This is a genomic window from Enterococcus sp. DIV0086 (assembly GCF_050498705.1).
Lineage (GTDB): Bacteria > Bacillota > Bacilli > Lactobacillales > Enterococcaceae > Enterococcus > Enterococcus faecalis.
The window spans coordinates 1,526,089-1,546,596 of record NZ_JBNIDN010000001.1; the positions used below are offsets into that span (position 1 = coordinate 1,526,089).

The 20,508-nt window shown below is 32.0% G+C and carries 24 protein-coding genes; 2 read left to right on the forward strand and 22 right to left on the reverse strand.

Annotation, left to right across the window (positions count from 1 at the left end; genetic code table 11):
• Window positions 1-32: 32 nt before the first annotated feature.
• Both IGI63_RS07400 and IGI63_RS07405 read right to left on the reverse strand, forming a co-directional pair.
• A complete protein-coding gene (locus IGI63_RS07400; protein ID WP_429975570.1) occupies window positions 33-2,084 on the reverse strand; it encodes a hypothetical protein in 2,052 nt (683 codons plus the stop codon).
• Between the two features lie 15 nt (window positions 2,085-2,099).
• Window positions 2,100-4,604, reverse strand: coding sequence for an ATP-binding protein (locus IGI63_RS07405; RefSeq protein ID WP_429975571.1), 2,505 nt, complete (start codon window positions 4,602-4,604; stop codon window positions 2,100-2,102).
• Between the two features lie 248 nt (window positions 4,605-4,852).
• Between IGI63_RS07405 and IGI63_RS07410 the strand changes: the two genes are divergently transcribed.
• Complete coding sequence (locus IGI63_RS07410; RefSeq protein WP_229204073.1) at window positions 4,853-5,173, forward strand: hypothetical protein; 321 nt, start codon at window positions 4,853-4,855, stop codon at window positions 5,171-5,173.
• Between the two features lie 77 nt (window positions 5,174-5,250).
• Here IGI63_RS07410 and IGI63_RS07415 read toward each other — a convergent pair whose 3' ends face one another.
• The 9 genes from IGI63_RS07415 to IGI63_RS07455 form a co-directional block, all read right to left on the reverse strand.
• Window positions 5,251-5,640, reverse strand: coding sequence for a conjugal transfer protein (locus IGI63_RS07415; RefSeq protein WP_033628147.1), 390 nt, complete (start codon window positions 5,638-5,640; stop codon window positions 5,251-5,253).
• 8 nt (window positions 5,641-5,648) lie between these two features.
• On the reverse strand, window positions 5,649-5,873 hold the full coding sequence (locus IGI63_RS07420) for a hypothetical protein (RefSeq protein ID WP_002394254.1): 225 nt from the start codon (window positions 5,871-5,873) through the stop codon (window positions 5,649-5,651).
• The gene (locus tag IGI63_RS07425) at window positions 5,873-6,859 is read right to left on the reverse strand and encodes a conjugal transfer protein (RefSeq protein ID WP_429975572.1); all 987 of its coding nucleotides are present in this window, start codon (window positions 6,857-6,859) and stop codon (window positions 5,873-5,875) included. Before IGI63_RS07425 ends, IGI63_RS07420 begins: the two co-directional genes overlap by 1 nt.
• Window positions 6,840-7,307: a hypothetical protein gene (locus IGI63_RS07430; RefSeq protein ID WP_002380870.1), complete on the reverse strand. Its 468-nt coding sequence runs from the start codon at window positions 7,305-7,307 to the stop codon at window positions 6,840-6,842. Before IGI63_RS07430 ends, IGI63_RS07425 begins: the two co-directional genes overlap by 20 nt.
• Window positions 7,304-7,846, reverse strand: a complete 543-nt coding sequence (locus tag IGI63_RS07435; RefSeq protein WP_429975573.1) for a hypothetical protein — start codon at window positions 7,844-7,846, stop codon at window positions 7,304-7,306. Before IGI63_RS07435 ends, IGI63_RS07430 begins: the two co-directional genes overlap by 4 nt.
• Before the next feature lie 139 nt (window positions 7,847-7,985).
• Window positions 7,986-10,733, reverse strand: a complete 2,748-nt coding sequence (locus tag IGI63_RS07440) for a SpaA isopeptide-forming pilin-related protein (RefSeq protein ID WP_429975574.1) — start codon at window positions 10,731-10,733, stop codon at window positions 7,986-7,988.
• 159 nt (window positions 10,734-10,892) lie between these two features.
• Entirely contained in the window at window positions 10,893-11,915 is a 1,023-nt protein-coding gene (locus tag IGI63_RS07445; protein ID WP_142428258.1) for a hypothetical protein, read from the reverse strand.
• 91 nt (window positions 11,916-12,006) lie between these two features.
• Complete coding sequence (locus IGI63_RS07450) at window positions 12,007-12,618, reverse strand: Phi-29-like late activator (RefSeq protein WP_429975575.1); 612 nt, start codon at window positions 12,616-12,618, stop codon at window positions 12,007-12,009.
• The gene (locus IGI63_RS07455) at window positions 12,619-12,888 is read right to left on the reverse strand and encodes a hypothetical protein (RefSeq protein ID WP_033628140.1); all 270 of its coding nucleotides are present in this window, start codon (window positions 12,886-12,888) and stop codon (window positions 12,619-12,621) included.
• A 27-nt stretch (window positions 12,889-12,915) separates the two neighbouring features.
• Between IGI63_RS07455 and IGI63_RS07460 the strand changes: the two genes are divergently transcribed.
• Window positions 12,916-13,233, forward strand: coding sequence for a hypothetical protein (locus IGI63_RS07460; RefSeq protein WP_142428256.1), 318 nt, complete (start codon window positions 12,916-12,918; stop codon window positions 13,231-13,233).
• Here IGI63_RS07460 and IGI63_RS07465 read toward each other — a convergent pair.
• The 11 genes from IGI63_RS07465 to IGI63_RS07515 form a co-directional block, all read right to left on the reverse strand.
• A complete protein-coding gene (locus IGI63_RS07465; protein ID WP_429975576.1) occupies window positions 13,230-14,513 on the reverse strand; it encodes a replication initiation factor domain-containing protein in 1,284 nt (427 codons plus the stop codon). The two genes, IGI63_RS07460 and IGI63_RS07465, sit on opposite strands and share 4 nt — an antisense overlap.
• A gap of 287 nt (window positions 14,514-14,800) precedes the next feature.
• Window positions 14,801-15,241: a hypothetical protein gene (locus IGI63_RS07470; RefSeq protein WP_010710100.1), complete on the reverse strand. Its 441-nt coding sequence runs from the start codon at window positions 15,239-15,241 to the stop codon at window positions 14,801-14,803.
• Between the two features lie 9 nt (window positions 15,242-15,250).
• Window positions 15,251-15,538 (reverse strand): hypothetical protein, encoded by a 288-nt coding sequence (locus IGI63_RS07475; protein ID WP_033599777.1) that lies wholly within the window; start codon window positions 15,536-15,538, stop codon window positions 15,251-15,253.
• Entirely contained in the window at window positions 15,528-15,806 is a 279-nt protein-coding gene (locus IGI63_RS07480) for a hypothetical protein (RefSeq protein WP_010716622.1), read from the reverse strand. The genes IGI63_RS07475 and IGI63_RS07480 overlap by 11 nt, the downstream gene beginning before the upstream one ends.
• Before the next feature lie 18 nt (window positions 15,807-15,824).
• The gene (locus IGI63_RS07485) at window positions 15,825-17,333 is read right to left on the reverse strand and encodes an FtsK/SpoIIIE domain-containing protein (RefSeq protein ID WP_429975577.1); all 1,509 of its coding nucleotides are present in this window, start codon (window positions 17,331-17,333) and stop codon (window positions 15,825-15,827) included.
• A 309-nt stretch (window positions 17,334-17,642) separates the two neighbouring features.
• Window positions 17,643-18,542, reverse strand: a complete 900-nt coding sequence (locus tag IGI63_RS07490; RefSeq protein WP_429975578.1) for an XRE family transcriptional regulator — start codon at window positions 18,540-18,542, stop codon at window positions 17,643-17,645.
• A gap of 5 nt (window positions 18,543-18,547) precedes the next feature.
• Window positions 18,548-18,742, reverse strand: coding sequence for a hypothetical protein (locus IGI63_RS07495; RefSeq protein ID WP_429975579.1), 195 nt, complete (start codon window positions 18,740-18,742; stop codon window positions 18,548-18,550).
• 8 nt (window positions 18,743-18,750) lie between these two features.
• The gene (locus IGI63_RS07500) at window positions 18,751-19,260 is read right to left on the reverse strand and encodes a hypothetical protein (RefSeq protein ID WP_429975580.1); all 510 of its coding nucleotides are present in this window, start codon (window positions 19,258-19,260) and stop codon (window positions 18,751-18,753) included.
• Window positions 19,261-19,423: 163 nt separating this feature from the next.
• On the reverse strand, window positions 19,424-19,810 hold the full coding sequence (locus IGI63_RS07505) for a HepT-like ribonuclease domain-containing protein (protein WP_429975581.1): 387 nt from the start codon (window positions 19,808-19,810) through the stop codon (window positions 19,424-19,426).
• Window positions 19,800-20,126: a nucleotidyltransferase family protein gene (locus tag IGI63_RS07510; protein ID WP_002394268.1), complete on the reverse strand. Its 327-nt coding sequence runs from the start codon at window positions 20,124-20,126 to the stop codon at window positions 19,800-19,802. Before IGI63_RS07510 ends, IGI63_RS07505 begins: the two co-directional genes overlap by 11 nt.
• Window positions 20,127-20,185: 59 nt before the next feature.
• Window positions 20,186-20,479, reverse strand: coding sequence for a hypothetical protein (locus tag IGI63_RS07515; RefSeq protein WP_429975987.1), 294 nt, complete (start codon window positions 20,477-20,479; stop codon window positions 20,186-20,188).
• Window positions 20,480-20,508 lie beyond the last annotated feature (29 nt).

Sequence of the window (20,508 nt, forward strand, 5' to 3'; positions counted from 1 at the left end):
TTCAATAAAAAAGAAGACTGACAATCATTTCATCAGCCTTCTACAACATCAAAATTATATTCTTCCGTGTCCACACTTCCAAAAAATTGTTCCTCTGTTTGTTCTAAATTATTGAAGTTTTCTTCTGTTTGGTAAAATGAATAAACGTTATTTAATGAATCATTGTTGTTTGTGATTAATTCGCTATCCTCTCCACCATCAAAAAATGCACGTTCTTCACGAGCAAATGCCAACTCATCGAAATTATCAACCCTAACATTCAAATTGTCCGCTATTTCTTGCTCATCAAGTTCTTGAATTGGCTCTTCTCTATCATTTTCACTTGATTCTACACTTGAATCTAAACTATCAAGTTCATTTTCAATAATTGGCTCTAATTCAATATTATTTTCATCAGCTAAAGAAGTATCAGTATCAAAATCAGATACATTTTCATCTAATACAGGAACATCAAATTCTTCTAAAGAATTATCCATTTCATCATCTGTTGAATCTTCAAAATTATCCACTTCATCAGTTAAAGCTTTATCTTCTATTTCTTCTAATTCCCCATTATCAACATTGGTTGGCTCTTCTACTTCCGCAATTTCTTCTTCGGGCAACATATCGTCTTTAAATGGTTGTTGTTCTTCTTGAGTAGAACGATTCAATAATGAATTCAATCCTGTTCTAACACCAGCAAATTGCCCATTATCGTCAATAAAATGGTCTTTGGCTAAGTTCAATGCCTTGTCATGTTTTGGCATTAAATGACTAGCACCATCAGCAGCCAACGCTAAATTCCCAGTGGAAGCACCTATTCCTGCTTTTACTGCTCCAACACCAATTTCACCTGTACGTTCAACCGTTTCTTTTGTTTTTTCATTCATTTTTGATTCAAAAGAAGGTTGTTGAACTTGACCATCAGAAAAGAATGATAATATTTTATATCTGCTTTTCCAAATTTTCCGATACAAAATAATTTTCACCAATGCAGTAACAATTAATGTGCCTAAAAGAAAAACACCACCAGACATCACCATTAATAAACTACTACTTACTTTATCCATCAATCCTAAAAACGCTTGGTCAATTAACTTATTGATCCAAAATAACACAGACAAAAAGATACCGAAAACTACAGGTAAAAATAAAATGCCAATTAATGATTTAAAAAATTTAAACATCATCATTTGACACCGAGGGAAGAAAGACACCAACGCAATAATCGGAAAAACAAGAATGAGTAAATCAACAATGATTTGAATTACATTGAGCATAATATTAATGTATGTTACAGGCACTGCTAAGACTGCTAAATTGACTAAACCCACACCAACGCCAAAAGCTTTTTCCATTGTTTTTGCTCCGTCCTGTGCGAAATATGGATTATCATCAACTATCTTATCTATATATTTTTTTCTATTTTTTTCAAATTTTTCTTTCTCTTCCTTAGACAATTTAGGCTTTTCTAGTAGTTTACTTTCGTCTAACTTCTTACCATTCTCCATTTTTCCATCAAGTGAACCACTATTTACAAAATTAAATGTTTGTTTTACTGTGGCATCAAAAATAGGGCTTTGGTATACTTCTCCATCTTTAGAACCTTCTGTTCCTAAATTGGCACTTGTAGTAAATGTACTTTGTACTCCTTTAGCAATTGCGTTTGTTGATTGAATCAAGAACGTTGAGCCACTTGTTGTGCCTGTTGACGTTGATACAGAGCCAAACCAAAAACCAAACAAAACAACAACTGCTAAATAATGAAGGAACACTTTTGAAAAGCTTCTACGACTGGAAAAGAAATGGTAAAGCAGATAATAGGCACTTACAAGAATCGCTAACGCAAATAAAGAACTACCTCTAAATCCCTTGCCACCAAAGCCATTTAGGACATCTTTTGACATATTCAATACCGTTTCTTGTTTTCCTTCAAAGAAACTAGATTGGTTTAAGACGTTCTCACAAAAAAGGAAAAAAGAAGCAAACATTCGTAAGATAAAGAATGGTATATCTACAAAAAACCAATTTACTACTTGCCATCCTTTATCCAACAAACCACCATCAACCGTATACGCACTATAACTGTCAATTAGATACTGCATCTTCTCACTTCCTTCCTATGCAACAAAGCGATTCTCCATTTTAGAAGCTTCTGTATCATCAACAGTTTTGAATAGTTCCAACCATTCCTCAAAAATTACATGAACAACAATTCGATTGGTTTGACCAAACATATCCTTCATTAAGCACTGACCTTGAACCATATTTGAGACCCATTTCATGTTAATTTCGTTCACTGGTAAATTGAGATATTTCAAAACACCTTCTCGATTTTGTACTTCATCAAAGCAAATCACTGTACCAAAACCAGTACCATCTTCACTATCATCTAAATCGTTTGTTGATTGTGTAATCAATACTAAGAAATTATTAAACGAACGACCAATACGTTTCATTGATTTTAAAATTGCTTTACCTTCGGGCGAAGATTGAAAAATCCAAGATTCATCAAATAACGTCACTGTTTCTTCTTTTGGATTTCTTGAACCAAACTTCGAACAAAACGTTCCTAAAGCAAACATCAATGTAACAGAAAGACGTTTATTTTCATCTAACTTTTCATTTTTATCGGTTGGTAAGTCTAAATCCTCAATTTCTAAAATAGTGACTTTCTTATCGAATGATAGACCTTCAACATCACCATGAGAAAAAGCTAATTCTAAAACTGAACCCTTAATAGTCGACAAAATAAATCTCCCCATATCTTTCACGTCAGAAATTTCACTTTCCACTAATCGCTCAATTACATGCCAAAATCCAACCTTTTTGCCTTCTTTCCGTTCCGAAACAACTTTCGCAATCGCTTCATTAATTTCTGTTTTTTGCTTTAAATTCCATGTTCCTTCGTATATATTGGTTAACATTGCTTTAGTTGTTGCAATCGCTTCTGTTTCATCAAACAAAACAATCGGGTCCAGCACGCCATGGTTTTTCGTATCACGTACATCTAAAGTGACGAAATTAAAGGACTTCACAAAATTAACATCTAAAGGATATTTCTTTTGATATTCAGGATCATTGATTGTATACATAAATTGCTTTCGCATTTCTTTTTTTGGATCAATGTACAACACTCTGTCTTTTAAAAGTGCCATTTGCATAAACAATGTTTTAGCTGTAACCGATTTTCCGTTCCCAGTATCGCCAGTTAAAGCCCAGTGTGGATTATTGGTTTTCTTACCATCAACATCTTGTTTATTCGCTAATAGCATGTTCATAAAAATTAAATTTTTTGAACTGGAAATAATAGATTTTCTATCTTCTTTTTCTTCCAAAGTTGTATCAATACGTCCAAGGTAAAAGCCTAACTTCGTACCTGCATGAAGTGAAGTAAAGAAATTCAACTCGGCAAACGATTCAATCGTTGACGTGTGTTGCCAACGAGAAGTCTGCATGCGGATAAAATTACCAAACAAAGTGGATTGAAATAAATAAGGATTATCAAACGTTGCTTTAATAAGCGGAATATCTAAACTATCAAAACGATTGATTAAATATTTTTTTCTTGCACGCATTTGTTTTTTTGTACTACCACTAACAACAACCACTGCTTTCCAGTCAATAATATCCACACCATCATCAATTTTTTGGTCTAAATCGTCTAGTGATAATTGACCTTCAACAATCTTTCGTTTTTGTTTAGAACCAGCTAAGTGTGCTTCCTGCATGATATTCTTAGTGCGGGTTCTTGCACGTGACGAACGCCCAGACAGTGCTAATTGCCCTTTACTTTCTGCAAAAGTCGCTTGAATCTTCACTTCAACTGGAAAAGGCATTTTTTGAACAACCTCTAAAAAATGGTTACCATCAAGAAAAACCCCAACATCACCCATAGGAAGATAGGATATATAGCTTTCGCCATAATCACAATTTAAATGAAGCCCTCCACCGAACAATGGTTTAATTTTTGTTGCCATTAAATTATCAAGATTCTGACTAGAAAGAACATCTTGTCGCTCATGTGGAATATTTTTTAAAAATTGATACGCTTGATAATAGTACAATTCATCTTCTGTCAGACGTTCAACCAATAACTCTGAAAGATTTTGATAGACTTCTAGTTCTTGTTCTCGGTAATCCTTTTCCCAATCTTCTGCTAGTTCCACATCAAAACCTAGCCCTTTAACAAATTTTTCCGATACGTTGCTAATTGAATTAGTAACGGTTTCTTTTAAATCAACAGCGAGATCTTTCTTGATTAAAGGCACACCAATAATCCACGTATATTCGTAAACCATACCCATTTCTTGTTCTAAAACCATTGCCGTTTTCATCAATTTATCTACGCCTACTTCATAATTATTAGAATCAATTAAAGAACGCATAACACCCATTTTCCCTCGAATGTCGGCATTAACTGGCAAAAGGTTAATTTCAAATCCATCATTAGCTTTTAAACGATTTAACGCACGAGAAACTTTCCTTTTCGTTTTTAATTTCTTTTCAACATCAGTCAACATTACGGTTTCAGAGCGAACACGATAGTATGCTATCGCTGTTTTTTCTTGTGTTAAAACAATATTTCCTTTCATATGATTCGTTAATGGGTATTCTAATTGCATATTTTTTCCTTTCTTGTTGATTTTATTTTAGTAATTAACATTAAAAATGATTTTTCAGAAATTTCTATATATTATTGGACAACTTTTTTTCATTCAGTTATTATAAAATAAAGCTATATTTAATATAGCTTTTAAATAATAATTGGAAAGAAGGAAAGTGTATGAAAAAAGTTTTTTTAGCTTTAACTATTTTCGCAATGGTAACACCTTTATTTTTAATTCAGAAGCTAGTGCCATAGAAGCTGAATTTGGTAATTAAAATGAGAAAAGAAAATGTTATCAAATTCTTTTTATATATTTTAATTCCTATAATCATAGGTACCATTATTTCACTTTTCACTAACGCTCCTATTTTCCTTATAGCGGGAATTATATATATTATTTTATTACTGTTTTTACTTCCTACTTTAGACTTTGGAATTACTGATTTTAACGCCAAACAAATTAATCCTAGCTATAGACCTGAAAAAAAAATAAATAAAAATGAAAGTATTGTTACTGTGCTACTTTTAGTCATCGGAATAATAGTCTGTACAGTCATGCTTTATTTAAAATATAAAACTTCATAATTTAGACATAAAAAATAAGGAGTTAATGCTATGCACTCCTTATTTTTTATATTCATAGATATAATTCTCTTTTTGTACTAACGTTTAAATGAAAACTCTTCTATTTCTTTTACTCGTTCAAAAGCTACAATTGATCTACTATCTAACACATAATTTTTCACATAGACAAAACCATCTTTTAAAAAACCAAAGCCTGTTTTTCCTTCGAATTCCTTTTCGGAATACCAACGAGCAACTTTGTTCGGCACCAACACCATGATTAACAAATTCAAGTTAATTCCTAAAATTTGTGGTAATGGTACTTCTTTCCAAAACAAACCAGTTAACACAATCCCTAAGAATAGAATTAAGAGATACGATAAGCTAACAGGTTGTGCAAATACCCAGACCACTTGACCCTTAGGCGACTTAATAACTTGCATTGAATAAGGGGCTTTTAAGCCCCTTGAATAATCGTAATATTTCATATACTCACCTACATCTTAATTCCAACTAAACTTAATACCCATTTAACAACTGCAAAAATATTTTTTCCTTGATTCGTCGCAAAGTCCTGTAAAATTAAGGCAATGACAATTACTGAACCAATTTTTGCCCATTCGGCACCTTTCCAATGTTTTAAAATCAAGATAATCGCACCAGCTGCTAAAATTGTAATAAAACCTGTACTTAAAAAACTACTCAAATTGCCTGTATTCATTAGTCATTTCCTTCTTTCTCTGTAAAGTAATGTTTCATCGTATTAATAAAATAAGAATTCTCCGTTTTAGATAACCAAAGCGAAAAATCCTCAGTATGCGTTAATTTTGTTGTGTTATCTGAAAAAGTAACCGATACTTGAACCCCTGTTACACCTTTCTGCTTTGTATCAAAAAATTTCATATCACCTGAATCTATTGAAACAAATGAGTCTTGACCAGCTGTCGTTGTTGGATTTTTCATTAACAACATTAATTCTTGTTTGTTCCCAATTGAATATTTTGTAAAAAACATCTTTAAAAATTTCTCTACAGATTGTTTTTCTTTCCCATCAACATCTATTGAATTTTCTGTCTGTTTTAGAGGTACTGTTTTCCCTTGTGGTAAACTACTTGCTACAAAATAAGGACGTCCTACAATTGAAAACAAATTGTCTTTTACTTGAATTGGTAAAACCATATTCTGTGTCACATTTTCAGTCTTTTTATCTTTCTCCAATTCATAATTCACATTTAGATAAACCAAATAACAATCTTCCATTTTCTCTATACGTGATAAAGACGTATTTTTAAACGTACGTAAGACATTCCCTTGTAGATTTTCTGTTTCATCAACATTTTTTACATCTAATGATAAATATTTAGATAATCGATCAATACGAGCCTTTTTCGCTTCATCACTAGCTTTCGAGTTATAATTCAAATACTCTTTCGCAAAATTTTCGACATAAAAAGAGAGGGCTGAATAATCAAGCTCCTCTCTATCAACTTTATTCTTTTTTGATTGTTCACTTAATGTATCCACTTTTGAATACAAATTATCTACATTACTTGCCATCACATTGGCTCGAAGCGCACCAACTCCTGACATCACCAGTAAAACACTAGCGCCAATTAACACAACCCGATTCGCTTTCTTTTGAGAAAAAGTTTTAACCTTTGGTGTTTTTTCTTTCTTCTCTTTCTTTTTAATTTTCTTTAAATTCATATTCCCCTCCTACTCTTAATAAGCCCAAACAACTTTCAAACGTTTTTAAAAAAGTAGATTTAATCGCCTTTTCAACATAAACTCTCTCTCTAACATGCCCCTTATGTGTTTGAAAGCCTTCTTTATACAAATAAAAATAATACGAATTGTACATTTTATCCCCGTTAGGCTTTCTCAAGTATTGACCTTCTGCAATCAAACTAGTTATACCGCCATGAAAAACGTATTGCGCAACAAATTCCTTTTTAAAAGGCGCTTCATCAATAATAATCCCCATTTTAAATAAAGAATTTTTATATTCTTCCATATAAACAATATCTGCTTCATCAATTGGCATTTCATCAACTATGAATCCATGCAATCGAAGCATTTCAGGAACTGGTACATTTGAATACTTTTGGTAAAATTTACTATGCTCTCTAAAAATTGGCATAATATTTTGATTCATAAAATACAACTCCTTTCCATTTTTCTGTAATATTTATGGTATCTTTCCATAAATTCTTCCCTTAACTCTTCCAATCCCTGCGTAACTGCTTTTTTAGAACGACTTATCATTAGTTCTTCATAACCCATAGGAAAATCATCATGTGTGAGAAAATAATTAGCAGCCACCTTCTTTTCTCGTCCTAAAATATAAGATAAATCATCTGCTCGATACTTTTCTAATGGCATTTGCTGTTTGACCATTTGTACGTGTAGACCACAAAATTTTTCTTCACTAATCACATCATATTCCACTCGAAATAACTTTAAACGGTCAAGAAAATTTCTTTGAACAATCCTACCCAGTTCTTTTTCATCAGGCGGATACCCCTTCATTCGTCTATACGTTTCATAAAATAATACAGCGATTTTCTTTTCACATTCCAAGAGTTTTTCTTGTTTAGCTGTTATTTTTTCAGGATTATTGGATTTAAAAATTAATGACTTAAAATCAAACATGTACTGATTGACAAATTCTTCTTTCGACAATTCTTTCACCATATTTATTAGTCAATAACACCTCTTTCGTATTTTTCTACTCCTCCGTTATATGAAGTTTAGTATTCACTATAATTCGTTCAATGAATAATAAAATAGTAGGTAAGAAATTGATTCATTCTTACCTACTATTTGTTTTCTATCATTTATTCATATGTTTTTTTCGTTTTTTGTATTGAACAAGCGCATAGACACTACCTAATAAAACAACCCCTACACCAATTAGCCATATGTTCGCTTCTTCTCCTGTATACGGCAATAGTCCATGTTCAGCTTGTTTCGGATTACTTGGCGTTTTAGGTTCTTTCTTAGGTACCTCTTTAACAGTAGGCGTAATATCTTGTGTTTTTTCCTTTCCACCGATGTTATGCTCTGAATCTTTTTCATATTTATTATTTTTTGTTTTGTTATAACCAATCTCTTTAAAATAGTAGCGAGTACCTTTTAGGTCTTTTTTATAGTCATAATCAGCTTGTACCGTCTGGACTGTATCCTTTTTCGTTACTTTATAATCAACTTTTCCAGAAGTCCAAGCGTCCTTTTCCTTTCCATCAGGCGTGACAGCGACTAGAATGGTTTCAAATGCTCGTTCTGTATCAACATCGACATTTTTATGAGAAATTTTTACATTATCGTATAACTTTACTTTTTCTCCCCAAATAAAAGTTTGAGTTTTATTATCTCCTATGTGTGCTTGACTGGAGATATTAATTTCAGGTTTATCTGGAAGAGCAGGAATAATTTCCTGATTTTTTTGATTGCCATCAAAATTATGCTCGGTATCTTGTTTATACTCTGTATCAGAAACTTTACTGTAACCAATTACTTTGAAGAAATATCGTGTCCCCTCTGGATCTTTTTTGTAATCATAATTCGTTTCTACTCGTTGTGTCATATTTTCATTGGCTACTTTATAATCAATTTTTCCAGAAGACCAAACATCTTTTTCTTGATTATCTGGTGTTACGGCAACTAATATATCCTCAAAAGCACGTTTTGTTCCTAGTGGAATATTTTTATGAGAAATCTTTACATCATCGTAAAGTTTAACCTCTTTACCCCAAATAAACGAACGTGTTTTTCCATCTCCAGTATGCGCTATAGAAACAATATCAACCCAAGGTGTATCTATAGGTGTCGCTTTGTCCTTTAATGTATACGTGCCAAGATCAACATTTTCGCCTTTAGATAAGTCTTTTTGTGTAAATTGTTCTGTATTTAATACATTTCCACTTTTTTGGTCAGTCACTGTAAAGGTGAAAGTATCTGATTCTTTATCATAAGAATGCTTCACTTCAATAGGATCAATACTTTGGTAGCCTTCAACACCTTTTGTTTCAGTAATGATATAATCATCAATCGGCAGATTTCCGAATTTAAAGTATCCATTTTTTCCATCAACATTGGCCGTTGTGACAACCGTTTTTTCTTGTGTTCGTTCATTAGTAGCTGTAAATTCTACACCGTTTTTGAAAATTTCATTTGTCTCGTTTTGAATAACTTTCTGACCATCTAAATTCATACGAATAACATCGTCTATACTCTCTGAATCTTTAATTACAACAGGCGTGTTTTGATCTTTATATGTCAATTCTACCACGTGTTTTTCTGGATCTAATGTATATCCTGCTGGCGCTTCCGTTTCTTGCCAGTAATACGTTCCTAAGTCTAACTTGTCCATTGAAGCAGTTAGTTTCTCATCTAAAGTAAATTCTTTTAACAAGGTGCTATTTTCCTTAAATAAACCATACTTAGCTCCTACCATTGGATATGTAGGATTTAATGGTTTATCAGAATTAGTCGTTTTATCTTCTTTTATTAAGGTCGTTTTCCCAGTCGCTACTTCATTTTTAAATTCTACTGAAGCTGTTTTTCCAGCTTTTACTACGACTTCTTTGGTATTGTTTTTATCTAGGACATATGGAGCAGGTACAAAAATTTCCGTTGCTTTAACTTTGGCATTATGAGGAATATTTTTTACGATTGCTTCCCCTTTGGTATCAGTTGTGACCGTTTGCTTTTTCCCGTTATATTCTACTTCAAATTTTGTATTTGGAACTGGTTTTCCTGTTTCTTTATCCAATTTAACGATTTTCATTTCACCTGTTGTTACAATCTCAAAATCTATTTTGTATTTACTTGGGTCTGAAACACCAGAACTTATCAGTTCTTGAGACCCTGATTTTTTCCATATAAAAGGAGTTCCTTCACGTAAACTTTTTTTCAAGATTAATGTACCTGAAGAATTTGCCGTACTTTTAGGTGTAATGGTTAACTTATTTCCTGATTGTCTGAAATCTACATTAGCAGTATTTTGTGCTACCACATCAAATTGAGATAAATTCGAACCATTCGTATCTGTTAATACAGTAGATTCGCCTAGAGTTAGTTTTACCTTACTATTATGAAAAGAAGGTTGTTTTTCATAATTTGCAATAACATCATTAATTTTTTTCTTTATTGTCATTCTTTGCTCTTCTGTTAAATCACCGTTTGAATGAACAACAGCTCCCACTTCGTTATAAAGCATTTCTTGCGCTACAAACATTGTATCTAAATCAGTACCAGCTAGATTCCACAGAGAGCTTATCAAATTTGCTTTTCGGTTCAAAGCAAAAGGATTACTTGAATACCCTGTCCCTTCTAAAACATGACTAAATGGATCCACGCAAAACACTAATTCTTTTCCAGTACCTTGATCTAAATAAATCGGCGCAGTCCATATATCTCTCGTTTCTCCTTTCCATGTAACAGACATCTCACGCTCGTTATTATGATCAAATGAAACATCTGAAGCGGTGACTGCATTAACTGGAACGGCAGTAAACAAAGTCTGCAGACCAATAACTCCAATCATCGCTAAATTTTTAATTTTTCTTGAAAATTTCATTTCTTTCTCCTTCTTCTTTATATTTATTTTGAAACATCAAAAATATATACAAAAAGAAGGTGCTCGTATCATGGTCAAATACTCACCTTCTTTATATATCTGTAATAAAAAAAACAACTCAGATTAATACATGAGTTGTCTGCTAACAAAAGTATTCATTTATAATTGTGAAGCTCCGTAAGTTCCTACCATTCCATTTGCATCATATAATGATTCAGCTGCAGCTAATGCTTCAGATTCTGAATTGAATGTTCCTGCACTGTGCAATTGCTTACCATCGTTCCACCAACCAACCCATTGTTGACTTGGTGTTGGATCAGGCGTTGGATCAGGTGTAGGTTCTGGTGCAGGTGTTGGTTCTGGCGTTGGACTCGGAGCTGGTGTCGGATTAGGCGTTGGCTCTGGGGTAGGTGTTGGTTGAATAGTATTTCCCCCAGTTGATCCACCACCTGTATTTGAATTATAATCAGGTGTTATTGAACCAGCGGCTTCGTTATTAGGACTAAGTTGACTATTTGGTTCTTGTGCTGATTCCACACCTGCTTCTTGATTCTCCGATGTAACAGTTGGTGTAGCGTTCGGTTTTTCTTTATTTGTTTTTTCAGGAGTTACCTCCGCTACATTGCTTTCAGTAGTTGAAGGTTCTTTCTCCTGTTTTGCCTTATCTTCTACTGATTTTTTCTTCTTTTCAGTTTCTTTTTTCTTTTGTTCCTCAATTGATTTTTTTAATTTATCAAGACGAATTTGGTGTGATTTTTTATCTTTTACTAAATAAACATCTTTTTCAGAATCAATACTTTCCTGTGCTACTTTTACATCACTGTCCTTCTTAGACTTTTCAGCAATTGAAAGCAATTGATCCGTCTTTTTAATTAATGCTAAAAACGATTCTAGCTTTAAAATCTTGTTCATCGGCTCTTTTTTATCTTCATTTTTTAATTGATCAATTGCTTCTTTTGCTAATTTAATCTCTTTAGCACTACGTGTATCATAAGCTTTTTTTATTGCATTATCTGCTTGATCCTGTAAATTTTTGTAGGATTCTTTTTCCTGTAATTCAATTTTTTCCGCTTGAACTTTCTGATTATGAACAACTAATCCAGCGCCACCACCAACAACTACAAGCGTAGCCACAACAACCAACATTTTCTTTTTCCCTGACATTTTAGTTTTTTTCTCCATTTTCGTTCCTCCATTTTTTACAATATTGGCTTACTTAATTATACTTGTTTTCTCCAAAAATTGTGTGTTTTATCACAATATTTCTTCTACTTTACACCATGTTAATTAATTTACCTTCCACAATTTCTCCCTCAAACCATTCCGCAAAGTCTTGCTTAAATCCATCTACACTGTACAATTCTTGTAATCCAGCTTCTTCTCCATCCGTTGGATCTAAATAAGTTGGTTTATCTTTAGGTCTAGCATAAACGCCAATCCATCTTTCAAAATCTCCTTCAAATGGACTATCAACAATATACCCTTTCTTTTCTAACAGCAATCGAGCTTGTTTTTTTAATTCTTCACTATTTTTAGGCTCAAAATATTTATACTTCTCTTTAAAACTGGCAAATTCTGAAAGCTCTTTATCATACAATTTTTTTATACTGAAAAATTCTTCCCAAATTGCTTTCTCTTTAACCGTCATTTCTGCCTCATGAACCACATAAGTATATTCATATCTTGAAATTTCTTTTAAAAGCTCTTCATTTGATTCTAAAAGCTTTTCAAAAGTAGTCTTTAAAAAAGGAATAGTCAATTCTCCTTGTTCATCTAATTGAACAATTTTTTCTTTTGTTTTTTGTAAATCATTTCTACCTTTTTTCATTTTTCCAGTAATAGCAATTACTACTTTTGTGTTTCGTTCAATAACTTCTCTACTCATTTATCCATACACCTCTTCGTCATAAATTGGCGTTACTTTTATGTCTTTTCTAAAAATCAAATCAATTCCGTTGGTAGTAGGTATTTTCATTCCACTTTTATCAAAATTTGTCATGGGAGCAATTAACATCAACCAACGTTTTCTTAATAACTTAGGTAAATCTTCTATTTTCTGTAAAGTCATCTGACTTTTTCCATCTGTTATGATAAAATCATTGTGTATAATATGCTCACCATTAATTATCACTGAAAAATCTGTAAACTCATTCATTAAAATCTTCCTTTCAAGGTGTAAATTATGTTAAAAATACAAGACGATATTATTAGTGAAAAAATTTTAGGTTCACTTTGCGAAAACCTTCAAAGCGAATTAAATACTACATACAAACCAAAAGCGTCATTCAAATTATTTAAAAAACACAGTTTATCTATTGGAAACGGTTGGTCTATTAAAGTTTCCTTAACAGAAGGTTATTCAAAAATAAAACATCGTTATTGGTTCAATTGCCACACTTGCAAACCTATGGGTACTATACCGACACCATTTACTAAATACTGTGATATTTCAACCATGCTAAAAAACGCTTTAGAAAAAGAATTTTCAGAGGAAGTCTAAAATGGATATGCTTCCTCTAAATCAAATTCTTGTTCCATATAAGATCGAACACTGCTATTTTGATTAGTGGTAAACAATAAATCTTTTGCATCAACACACACCATTTCAATTATTTCTTCATGTTTCTCTTTTAATTCTGCTAAATCAATACGCTCCATCAATTCATTTGTTCCTAACAGATTATCAATTTCTTTAATCATCTTTAATGAAGGGGCTAAATAATTTGATAACCATCGAAGTGTTTTCTCAATAGACGGTTTTTCACCTTGAACAGACAATTTTAAACCTTCCAATTTGTCTACGACATCATACCAAGCTTTGCAATAAACTTTCGCACCCTCTTCAATGTCAAAAACTGTCAAAGATTGATTAATAATTTCTTTCACTAACCAATCCAACGATTCACCACTCGATAGAAAATATTCGACAAATAAAAACGCCTTTTCATCAGAAAGGCGAATTTCGTATCGATTTTTAATTTCATATTTTTCTCTTGCTTCCTCAACACTTACACTTTCTTTTCGTGCTAACTCATAATCTTTTTGGTAAAAGTTAAAATATAATGGCGATTGACGACTGCCAAAATAAAGAGACAAACCTTTATTTACCATTTTTTTATTTTCATAAGCAAAGCCCCCACTAAAATCAAAATTCTTAAATGTAGTATCCACAAGCCCTTGTTCCATTTTTTCTTTCAAAATATACAAATCAAAATTTTCTTGACCTTTCACAATCAATTCATCAAGAGCAATATCAATTCGTGTAATTTTTGTATCTACCAAAATACCTTGACCGAAAATATCATCATCATAAAGAGAACGAAAAAATTCTGTCCACGATCTGTTGTTATCTTCCTCAAAAATTTCTTCTAATTGGCGACAACCTTCACCTGATAAGTCTAACATGATACCCATATTCACATTTTCTGGATTCCGAAAAATCCGAATAGAGCTATATGAAAATGTTTCTGTGTAATGATAAAACCCTCTAGATTCACGAGTAAACCAGTTCATATCCATGTGCAACAAATTCTCAATAACTGTCCGAACATCTAATGTTTTAAATCGTATTCTTAGAAAGTCAATTTTTGCTTCTACCGAAGCATGACCACCATCAATATGCAATACTTCCACTATTTTTTTCTCCATCTCTTGTGTAATCGGTCGTTTTCCAGATTCTAAATTAGAATAAAAACCTTTAGTGATAGACAACAATTGACACATTTCTATTTGTTTCAATTTTAATTCTTTTCTATATCTCTTTAAATCAACGCCCCTCACTATTTAACCCTACTTCCAAAAAAAGTTTCCAAATATCTACTAAAAAGTTTCCAAAAACATAATCGCTCAATCCCTTGCGAGACATAGTGTTTAAGCAACTTTTTTATATGGTATGTTAAATTCTACCCCCATGTTATAAAACGGGGGTAGAAACTTTTGAGGTGGGCTTGCCCTACCTCACGACTAGAAGTATTTGGGATATACGTTGCTACTTTTGTTAACGATAGAATAGGGGCGGGCGCCTTGGGGCGCCGCCCCTATTCTATCTACAAATCACGCAACAATCCCTAGCAACTTCTAGTCTGCTCTCCTGCTATTCCTTGCTTCATTTCTAGAACTTTCAGTCGTTTTTTTATCTCTGCATTATCCGACAAGACATCTTTTACTAAATCAATTAGTTCTTTCACTGTTGCTTTATTTTCTTCAAAATCTATTTTTGCAATAGTAATTACTTGTCGTTTTTCTTTTTCTTCTACAGACATAAATACCTCAATCATTGCCTGCTCTAACGGTACGTTTTGTTTCCTTAATTGAACTAATTCGTTAAATTGTTCAATTTGATTCCCACTAAAAACTTTATACGAGTAATTTCTGCCTTGTTTATTTTTAGCATATTGGCGAACAAATTGGACATCAGTTAACTTTTCAATTTTATTTGCCCAATTCTTCAAAGTTTTTAAAGAAATAGCATTATCTAACGCTAAAATTACTTCATCAAATGAAAACATGCTTCACACCTACTTACCAAACATTTCTTTCCAAGCAGAATCCATATGCTCCTTAAATCTTGTTTCTAAATACTTATCAACTTCTTGTGATGTTGAGAATTTCTTTTCCTCAACTGGTCTATCTTCATCATAAACAGCTTCTGCATCTAAAATAGAAGTCACTAAAGACTTATAATCAAGTAATCTATTATCATCTGAAACCCCTTCTTTTTCTGCCCTCCGCTCAACTTCTTTAATAATTTCTTGTTCCTTCTCCTTTACATAACTTAGCATTTGTCCTTGCGATTTAAATTTCACTTTCTTTTTCCTCCTTTTTATTCAAAGCAAAGATTACTTCTTCAACAATTTTAGTTCCCTTATTTTCCATAAATTTTTCAAACTCAACAGGATCAGTTAATTTTTTTATTCGCTTTCCATTAGAAAATCGAACTAATTTTGCATAGCTTTCTGATTGTTCATAGAGAATGTCACGAATACGTGTATCTAAATCAGGCTTTTTGTATCGTTTCTTGACTTCAACATATACTCGTTCTCTAACGCGCTTGATTATTTCACTAGAATCCAATAAAAAGCTCCTTTCTTATTATCCAAATTTTTCACTTAACTTAGCTAACTTTGCTTGTCCTGCTTCTAACTCTTCATCAATTTCAGCAAGGGCTTCTTTATCCACATGCTTAGATATTTTTTGAGATACTTCTTCTTGCACTTCTTTTGAAACATCTTCATATCCTAATTCTTTAGAAATCTTGATAAATTCCTGAATGAAGTCAAAATCTTGTGGTACTTGCGGGCTATAAAATTCTCTTGCAACAGAACCACCTAAGGCAACATAGCCACGTCCATAAACCTTTAATCCATCAATTTTTTCAACATATTTAAACTTTTTATTTTTATTTTCATCACCGAAAATCATCAAAATACCAGTTTCTGATAAACGGCCAACCGACATACGAAACATAAATTGATCTCTTAATGCCGTTTTGATAAACTCGCCATCTGGTCTTTGCATAGCAACAATAAAGAAAATTCCTGCTTGACGAGCTTTTAAAATAAGTTGGGTTAAATATTCATCTACATCACCATCAGTTGCATAGTCATTCGCTAATTCTGCTTTAAATGCAGCAAATTCATCTACGACAATAAATTTTGGTTTTAATCCGTAATAAGCATAATTTTTACCCATTTTAAATTTTGGACTCTCGTTGATAGTTTTGAATCGTTCTTCCATTTCCTGTACTGCATTTTTAATACAATTGACAATATCCGTTTTCCCTGTAAAAACTTTTCCTTCAAATAAAGGTAATCTACCTAATGCCATTAAATCTGAATTTTTTGGGTCACAAATTTCTATTTCACCCACACGACACAAAGCATAGATTAAAGAAAGAATGGTAAAAGTTTTACCCCCACCTGTACCTCCTCCAATCAACATATGCGGGTCTTTATCGAAATGCCAATATAACCCTTTCATCAACTGGACTTTACCTTGATCTGCTTGCATATCTCTAATGGAAATACGTTTACTATACACATCAGTTGCTAACTCATACATTACAAATCCTTTTTCACTAGTCTGACTTAAATTATCTGCATGAAACGCTGTTTCCAAAAACCCCCCAATGGTTTCAAACTTCTCTTGAAATTTATTACCTGCTGTTTCAAATGAAACAAAAATACTATTTTTTGCAGACTTATAATAAATTTTTGGAAACTTGATTTTTTCTCTTGTTTTGCCATCACTACCTTTAACTTGCTTCTTCGTATAATAGCCATTGTCAATAATCATACGAGCTAACACTTGACGTTGTTCTACTTTAGAAAAATAGCCTGAATTGATAATTGAAGCCTTAACAAGCAATATAATTAGCACAATTGCACCTATCGAAACACCTACAATGATTAACGCTGGCACAATATAAATTTTCCAATCAGGTGGATTTGAGAGATACAATGGATAAAGCCATTTATAGCCAACAAAATAGCCTAAACAAACAAAAATTGGCATAAAAAATAGCACTCGATAGAGTGCCAACAAATTTCTTGAAGAATAACGAATTCTTCGACCTCTGTATCTAAAAAGTTTTTTTAACACTATATCACCCCCTCTCCTATACATTTTATCAATAAAAAAGAGACTACAAATTATGTAGTCTCTAAAACTAAAATACTGGAAATTTCTTTATGCCATAAGTATCATCATCTATATACTTTTTCAACAGGTCTTCTTCTATAGAAAATAAATTACTAACAAATTTTAATTTATAAAGATTTTCATTTAAAATATCTTCAAACTTCCAAATATTATTTTCATCTAAAAAGTCAATAAATGATAAGAGAAAATTTGGTTTTTTAATTTTCCACTCTCTATCAAAAGGTTCTTCTTGTCTATATCTATATTTATTCATATTAACAAAAAAGTAGTTTTTTGGTTAGTGGTCATTTCACCAAGATTATACGCCCTATAACCCATCGCTGCTATTGAAACAAAATATTTTTCTTTCATATATATATAACTTTTAGGATTAGATATAGTTGATTTTATTAATTGTAAATCTGATAAAAATTCTTCTTCGGGCAATAAGAATGAACTCGCAAATTCATTTGCTTCATTTTCAACCTCTCTGAATTCTTCTTTTGTCAAAGATGTTATACTTACTTTCCTATGCAATACCAAATGTCCTAATTCATGAACTATGTCAAAGTTTCTTCTTACCAGAGTTTTTCGAGTTGATCCTAAAACAATGTACGCTGTATCTCCAACCCAAGAACTATACGCATCTGTTTTATTGCTTGTAAAAACTTTCTCTAAGACAATTACTCCAGCCCTTTCAACAGCTAATAGTAAATTCTTATTTGAAAATACATTAAGCTTACCTCTAACAAAACTAGCACATTCTGCTACTGTGGCACCAGAAGAACGCATTTTTTCTACTTCCGTTGTAATATAATTAATCAGACCACTAATGCCTTCAAATTTATTATTCATTTGAGAAATTAAATCATCAACAAACTCCAAATACATTGCTTCTGATGATGTTTTTGATCTTTGCTCTCTGTCCACATTTCTATATGCAATAGACTCTTCTCTAACTTTATAAGATAATGTGTTCTTAGTAATAAAAAATCTTGAATCTACATTAAAAAAACGAGAAAACTCAGATATAATATCTATTCTTGGATGTATGGTACTATTTTCATACTGCCAAATTGCTTGCTCACTTATTCCTATTAAACTGGCAAGCTCTTTTCTGGATAATCCGTTTAACATACGAATATCTCTCAATTTCTCGCCATTAAACATTTTCCTCAATCCCTATCAATGTTTTTACTTTTTATAACTTTAAATGTATCATACTGTGAACTATCAGCTCCAGATAATTCTTCATCTTCCATGTCATAATTTTTTACAGATTTCAATAAATCTTCTGGAATAGATAACCCTAACTCTGAAACTAAATCCGTTAAACTTCCAACCTGATAGGCTACACCTTCATATGGCACATAAATTTCTACTTTTTTATTCCTTGTATATTATTTACTTCATAAGAAATAATATAAAATCTATCTTCAATATTTCCATTAAACAGAGTCATCTGTTTAGGTATCATGATGCTTTCATCTAAAACTCCTTGTTCGCTAATAGAGAACAATTTTTTAAACTCAGGAGATTCTACAAAATGTTTATTCACAAGAGAATTTTCTGATAAATAATAATCATCTTTTTTTAATGAATCAATTGCCATTGGAGGTTTCAAAACAAATCTAAAACTAGCCCCATCTACTAACAATTCAAACGAAATATACTTCCAAGAACCAATCTTCTTGATTTCATACTTTAATTTTTCAGGAGCATTTTTCGCTAAAGCAGAATCTACATAATTTGATTTCATCCATGCAAAAGCTGAATTAATAACTAGTTCATCATCTAATACTTTTTTTTGTGTCAAATAATTAGTATAACCCGACGAGATTCCTGTAACTATTGCTTTCTTCACTTCAAAATCCAAGCCTAAATCCATAAAAATAATTCCTCCAATCTATTTTATCTTTATAGATTCTACCATAAGTCACTATATAATTAAAGTTTTTTCGTATTTTTATCATTTTTATTAAAGTGAGCTATAAAAAATGTTGTTTTTTCTCTAGCAATTATTTCTCTAACTGCCTTGTATTTATACCTCTTTAGTATAAATTATTATTCTTTCTTAATTCAGTAACTGCATACATACAAAATTCTTTATACACTGGAATATATTCTGTAGCCATTCGAAAAATCTGACGTTCATTCATTGTGCTATACGAATGTGCAAACATATTCCTCATATTCCTAAGTCTTTTCCAATCAACTTTACCACTATTTTTCTCTTTAAATTCTTCTGAAAAGCCACTGTTCCCAACAGTATATTCACCAATTTGCATTAAACACATACTGATTGCATTAAAAAACACTCTATCATGATAGAAGGTTTCATAATCCCTTCCAAAACGATTGAGTGTCTGTTCTATATCTTCAATGTAGATCAGCGTTCCTCTTAACAAACGTAAATCCTTTGCTGTACTATCTCTCAAATACCTTTACACCTTCCTTTAAAATGGTAGCTAACAATTCTCTTCTTTCAGGTTTATCTTGTGTATCAACAAGAGTTTCTAGCTCCACTAAATCAATATCATGCGCTACAGCTTCTTTTAATTCTTCAAAGAAATCTCCATACAAATTCCAATAGGCTTCTTCCGATTGTCCTGTAATATCTACAGCAAAATCAATATCACTGGTTTCTTTCGCTTCATTACGTGCATAAGAACCAAAGACATAAACGACTGGTACATTGTGTTTTTCTGCTACAGGTTTCACACGCTCTTTAATTTCATTCATTGTCATCACCATTTTTCTCACCTCTTCTAACGTCTATTCTAAAGCCATTATAAAGCATTCAAATTTCACAATCAATTCACTTTACTTGTGTATTCCTCAAAGAAAACACCCTTATCAAAATCTTCATGCAGTTTATTATTATATGCTTTAACTAATTGTTCTAAAAAATTATCTAACAAGTTTAAAACAGCTTCATCACATTCAAAAAATAAATCATCTAACAATAAAAACTGGATAAGATACTCACTAGTTTCGTTATAAAGTTTTAAATACAATGTACTATAATAACTAAAACTTTGCCACATACGATAGACTCTAATTTTTCTCTCTAAAAATCTCCTATATTTTTCTTGTTTTACATCCATTCTTTCCGCCAAGTCTAACACTACTTCTC

What these genes read in the sequence shown, in the direction of transcription:
- IGI63_RS07420 (WP_002394254.1), bottom strand. Translation starts at nt 5,873, where the DNA reads ATGAATACAGGCAATTTGAGTAGTTTTTTAAGTACAGGTTTTATTACA.
- IGI63_RS07515 (WP_429975987.1), bottom strand. Translation starts at nt 20,479, where the DNA reads ATGGATGTAAAACAAGAAAAATATAGGAGATTTTTAGAGAGAAAAATT.
- IGI63_RS07510 (WP_002394268.1), bottom strand. Translation starts at nt 20,126, where the DNA reads ATGGTGATGACAATGAATGAAATTAAAGAGCGTGTGAAACCTGTAGCA.
- IGI63_RS07440 (WP_429975574.1), bottom strand. Translation starts at nt 10,733, where the DNA reads ATGAAATTTTCAAGAAAAATTAAAAATTTAGCGATGATTGGAGTTATT.
- IGI63_RS07430 (WP_002380870.1), bottom strand. Translation starts at nt 7,307, where the DNA reads ATGAATCAAAATATTATGCCAATTTTTAGAGAGCATAGTAAATTTTAC.
- IGI63_RS07405 (WP_429975571.1), bottom strand. Translation starts at nt 4,604, where the DNA reads ATGCAATTAGAATACCCATTAACGAATCATATGAAAGGAAATATTGTT.
- IGI63_RS07445 (WP_142428258.1), bottom strand. Translation starts at nt 11,915, where the DNA reads ATGGAGAAAAAAACTAAAATGTCAGGGAAAAAGAAAATGTTGGTTGTT.
- IGI63_RS07460 (WP_142428256.1), top strand. Translation starts at nt 12,916, where the DNA reads ATGTTAAAAATACAAGACGATATTATTAGTGAAAAAATTTTAGGTTCA.
- IGI63_RS07470 (WP_010710100.1), bottom strand. Translation starts at nt 15,241, where the DNA reads ATGTTTTCATTTGATGAAGTAATTTTAGCGTTAGATAATGCTATTTCT.
- IGI63_RS07415 (WP_033628147.1), bottom strand. Translation starts at nt 5,640, where the DNA reads ATGAAATATTACGATTATTCAAGGGGCTTAAAAGCCCCTTATTCAATG.
- IGI63_RS07435 (WP_429975573.1), bottom strand. Translation starts at nt 7,846, where the DNA reads ATGGTGAAAGAATTGTCGAAAGAAGAATTTGTCAATCAGTACATGTTT.
- IGI63_RS07500 (WP_429975580.1), bottom strand. Translation starts at nt 19,260, where the DNA reads ATGGATTTAGGCTTGGATTTTGAAGTGAAGAAAGCAATAGTTACAGGA.
- IGI63_RS07425 (WP_429975572.1), bottom strand. Translation starts at nt 6,859, where the DNA reads ATGAATTTAAAGAAAATTAAAAAGAAAGAGAAGAAAGAAAAAACACCA.
- IGI63_RS07450 (WP_429975575.1), bottom strand. Translation starts at nt 12,618, where the DNA reads ATGAGTAGAGAAGTTATTGAACGAAACACAAAAGTAGTAATTGCTATT.
- IGI63_RS07400 (WP_429975570.1), bottom strand. Translation starts at nt 2,084, where the DNA reads ATGCAGTATCTAATTGACAGTTATAGTGCGTATACGGTTGATGGTGGT.
- IGI63_RS07490 (WP_429975578.1), bottom strand. Translation starts at nt 18,542, where the DNA reads ATGTTTAATGGCGAGAAATTGAGAGATATTCGTATGTTAAACGGATTA.
- IGI63_RS07455 (WP_033628140.1), bottom strand. Translation starts at nt 12,888, where the DNA reads ATGAATGAGTTTACAGATTTTTCAGTGATAATTAATGGTGAGCATATT.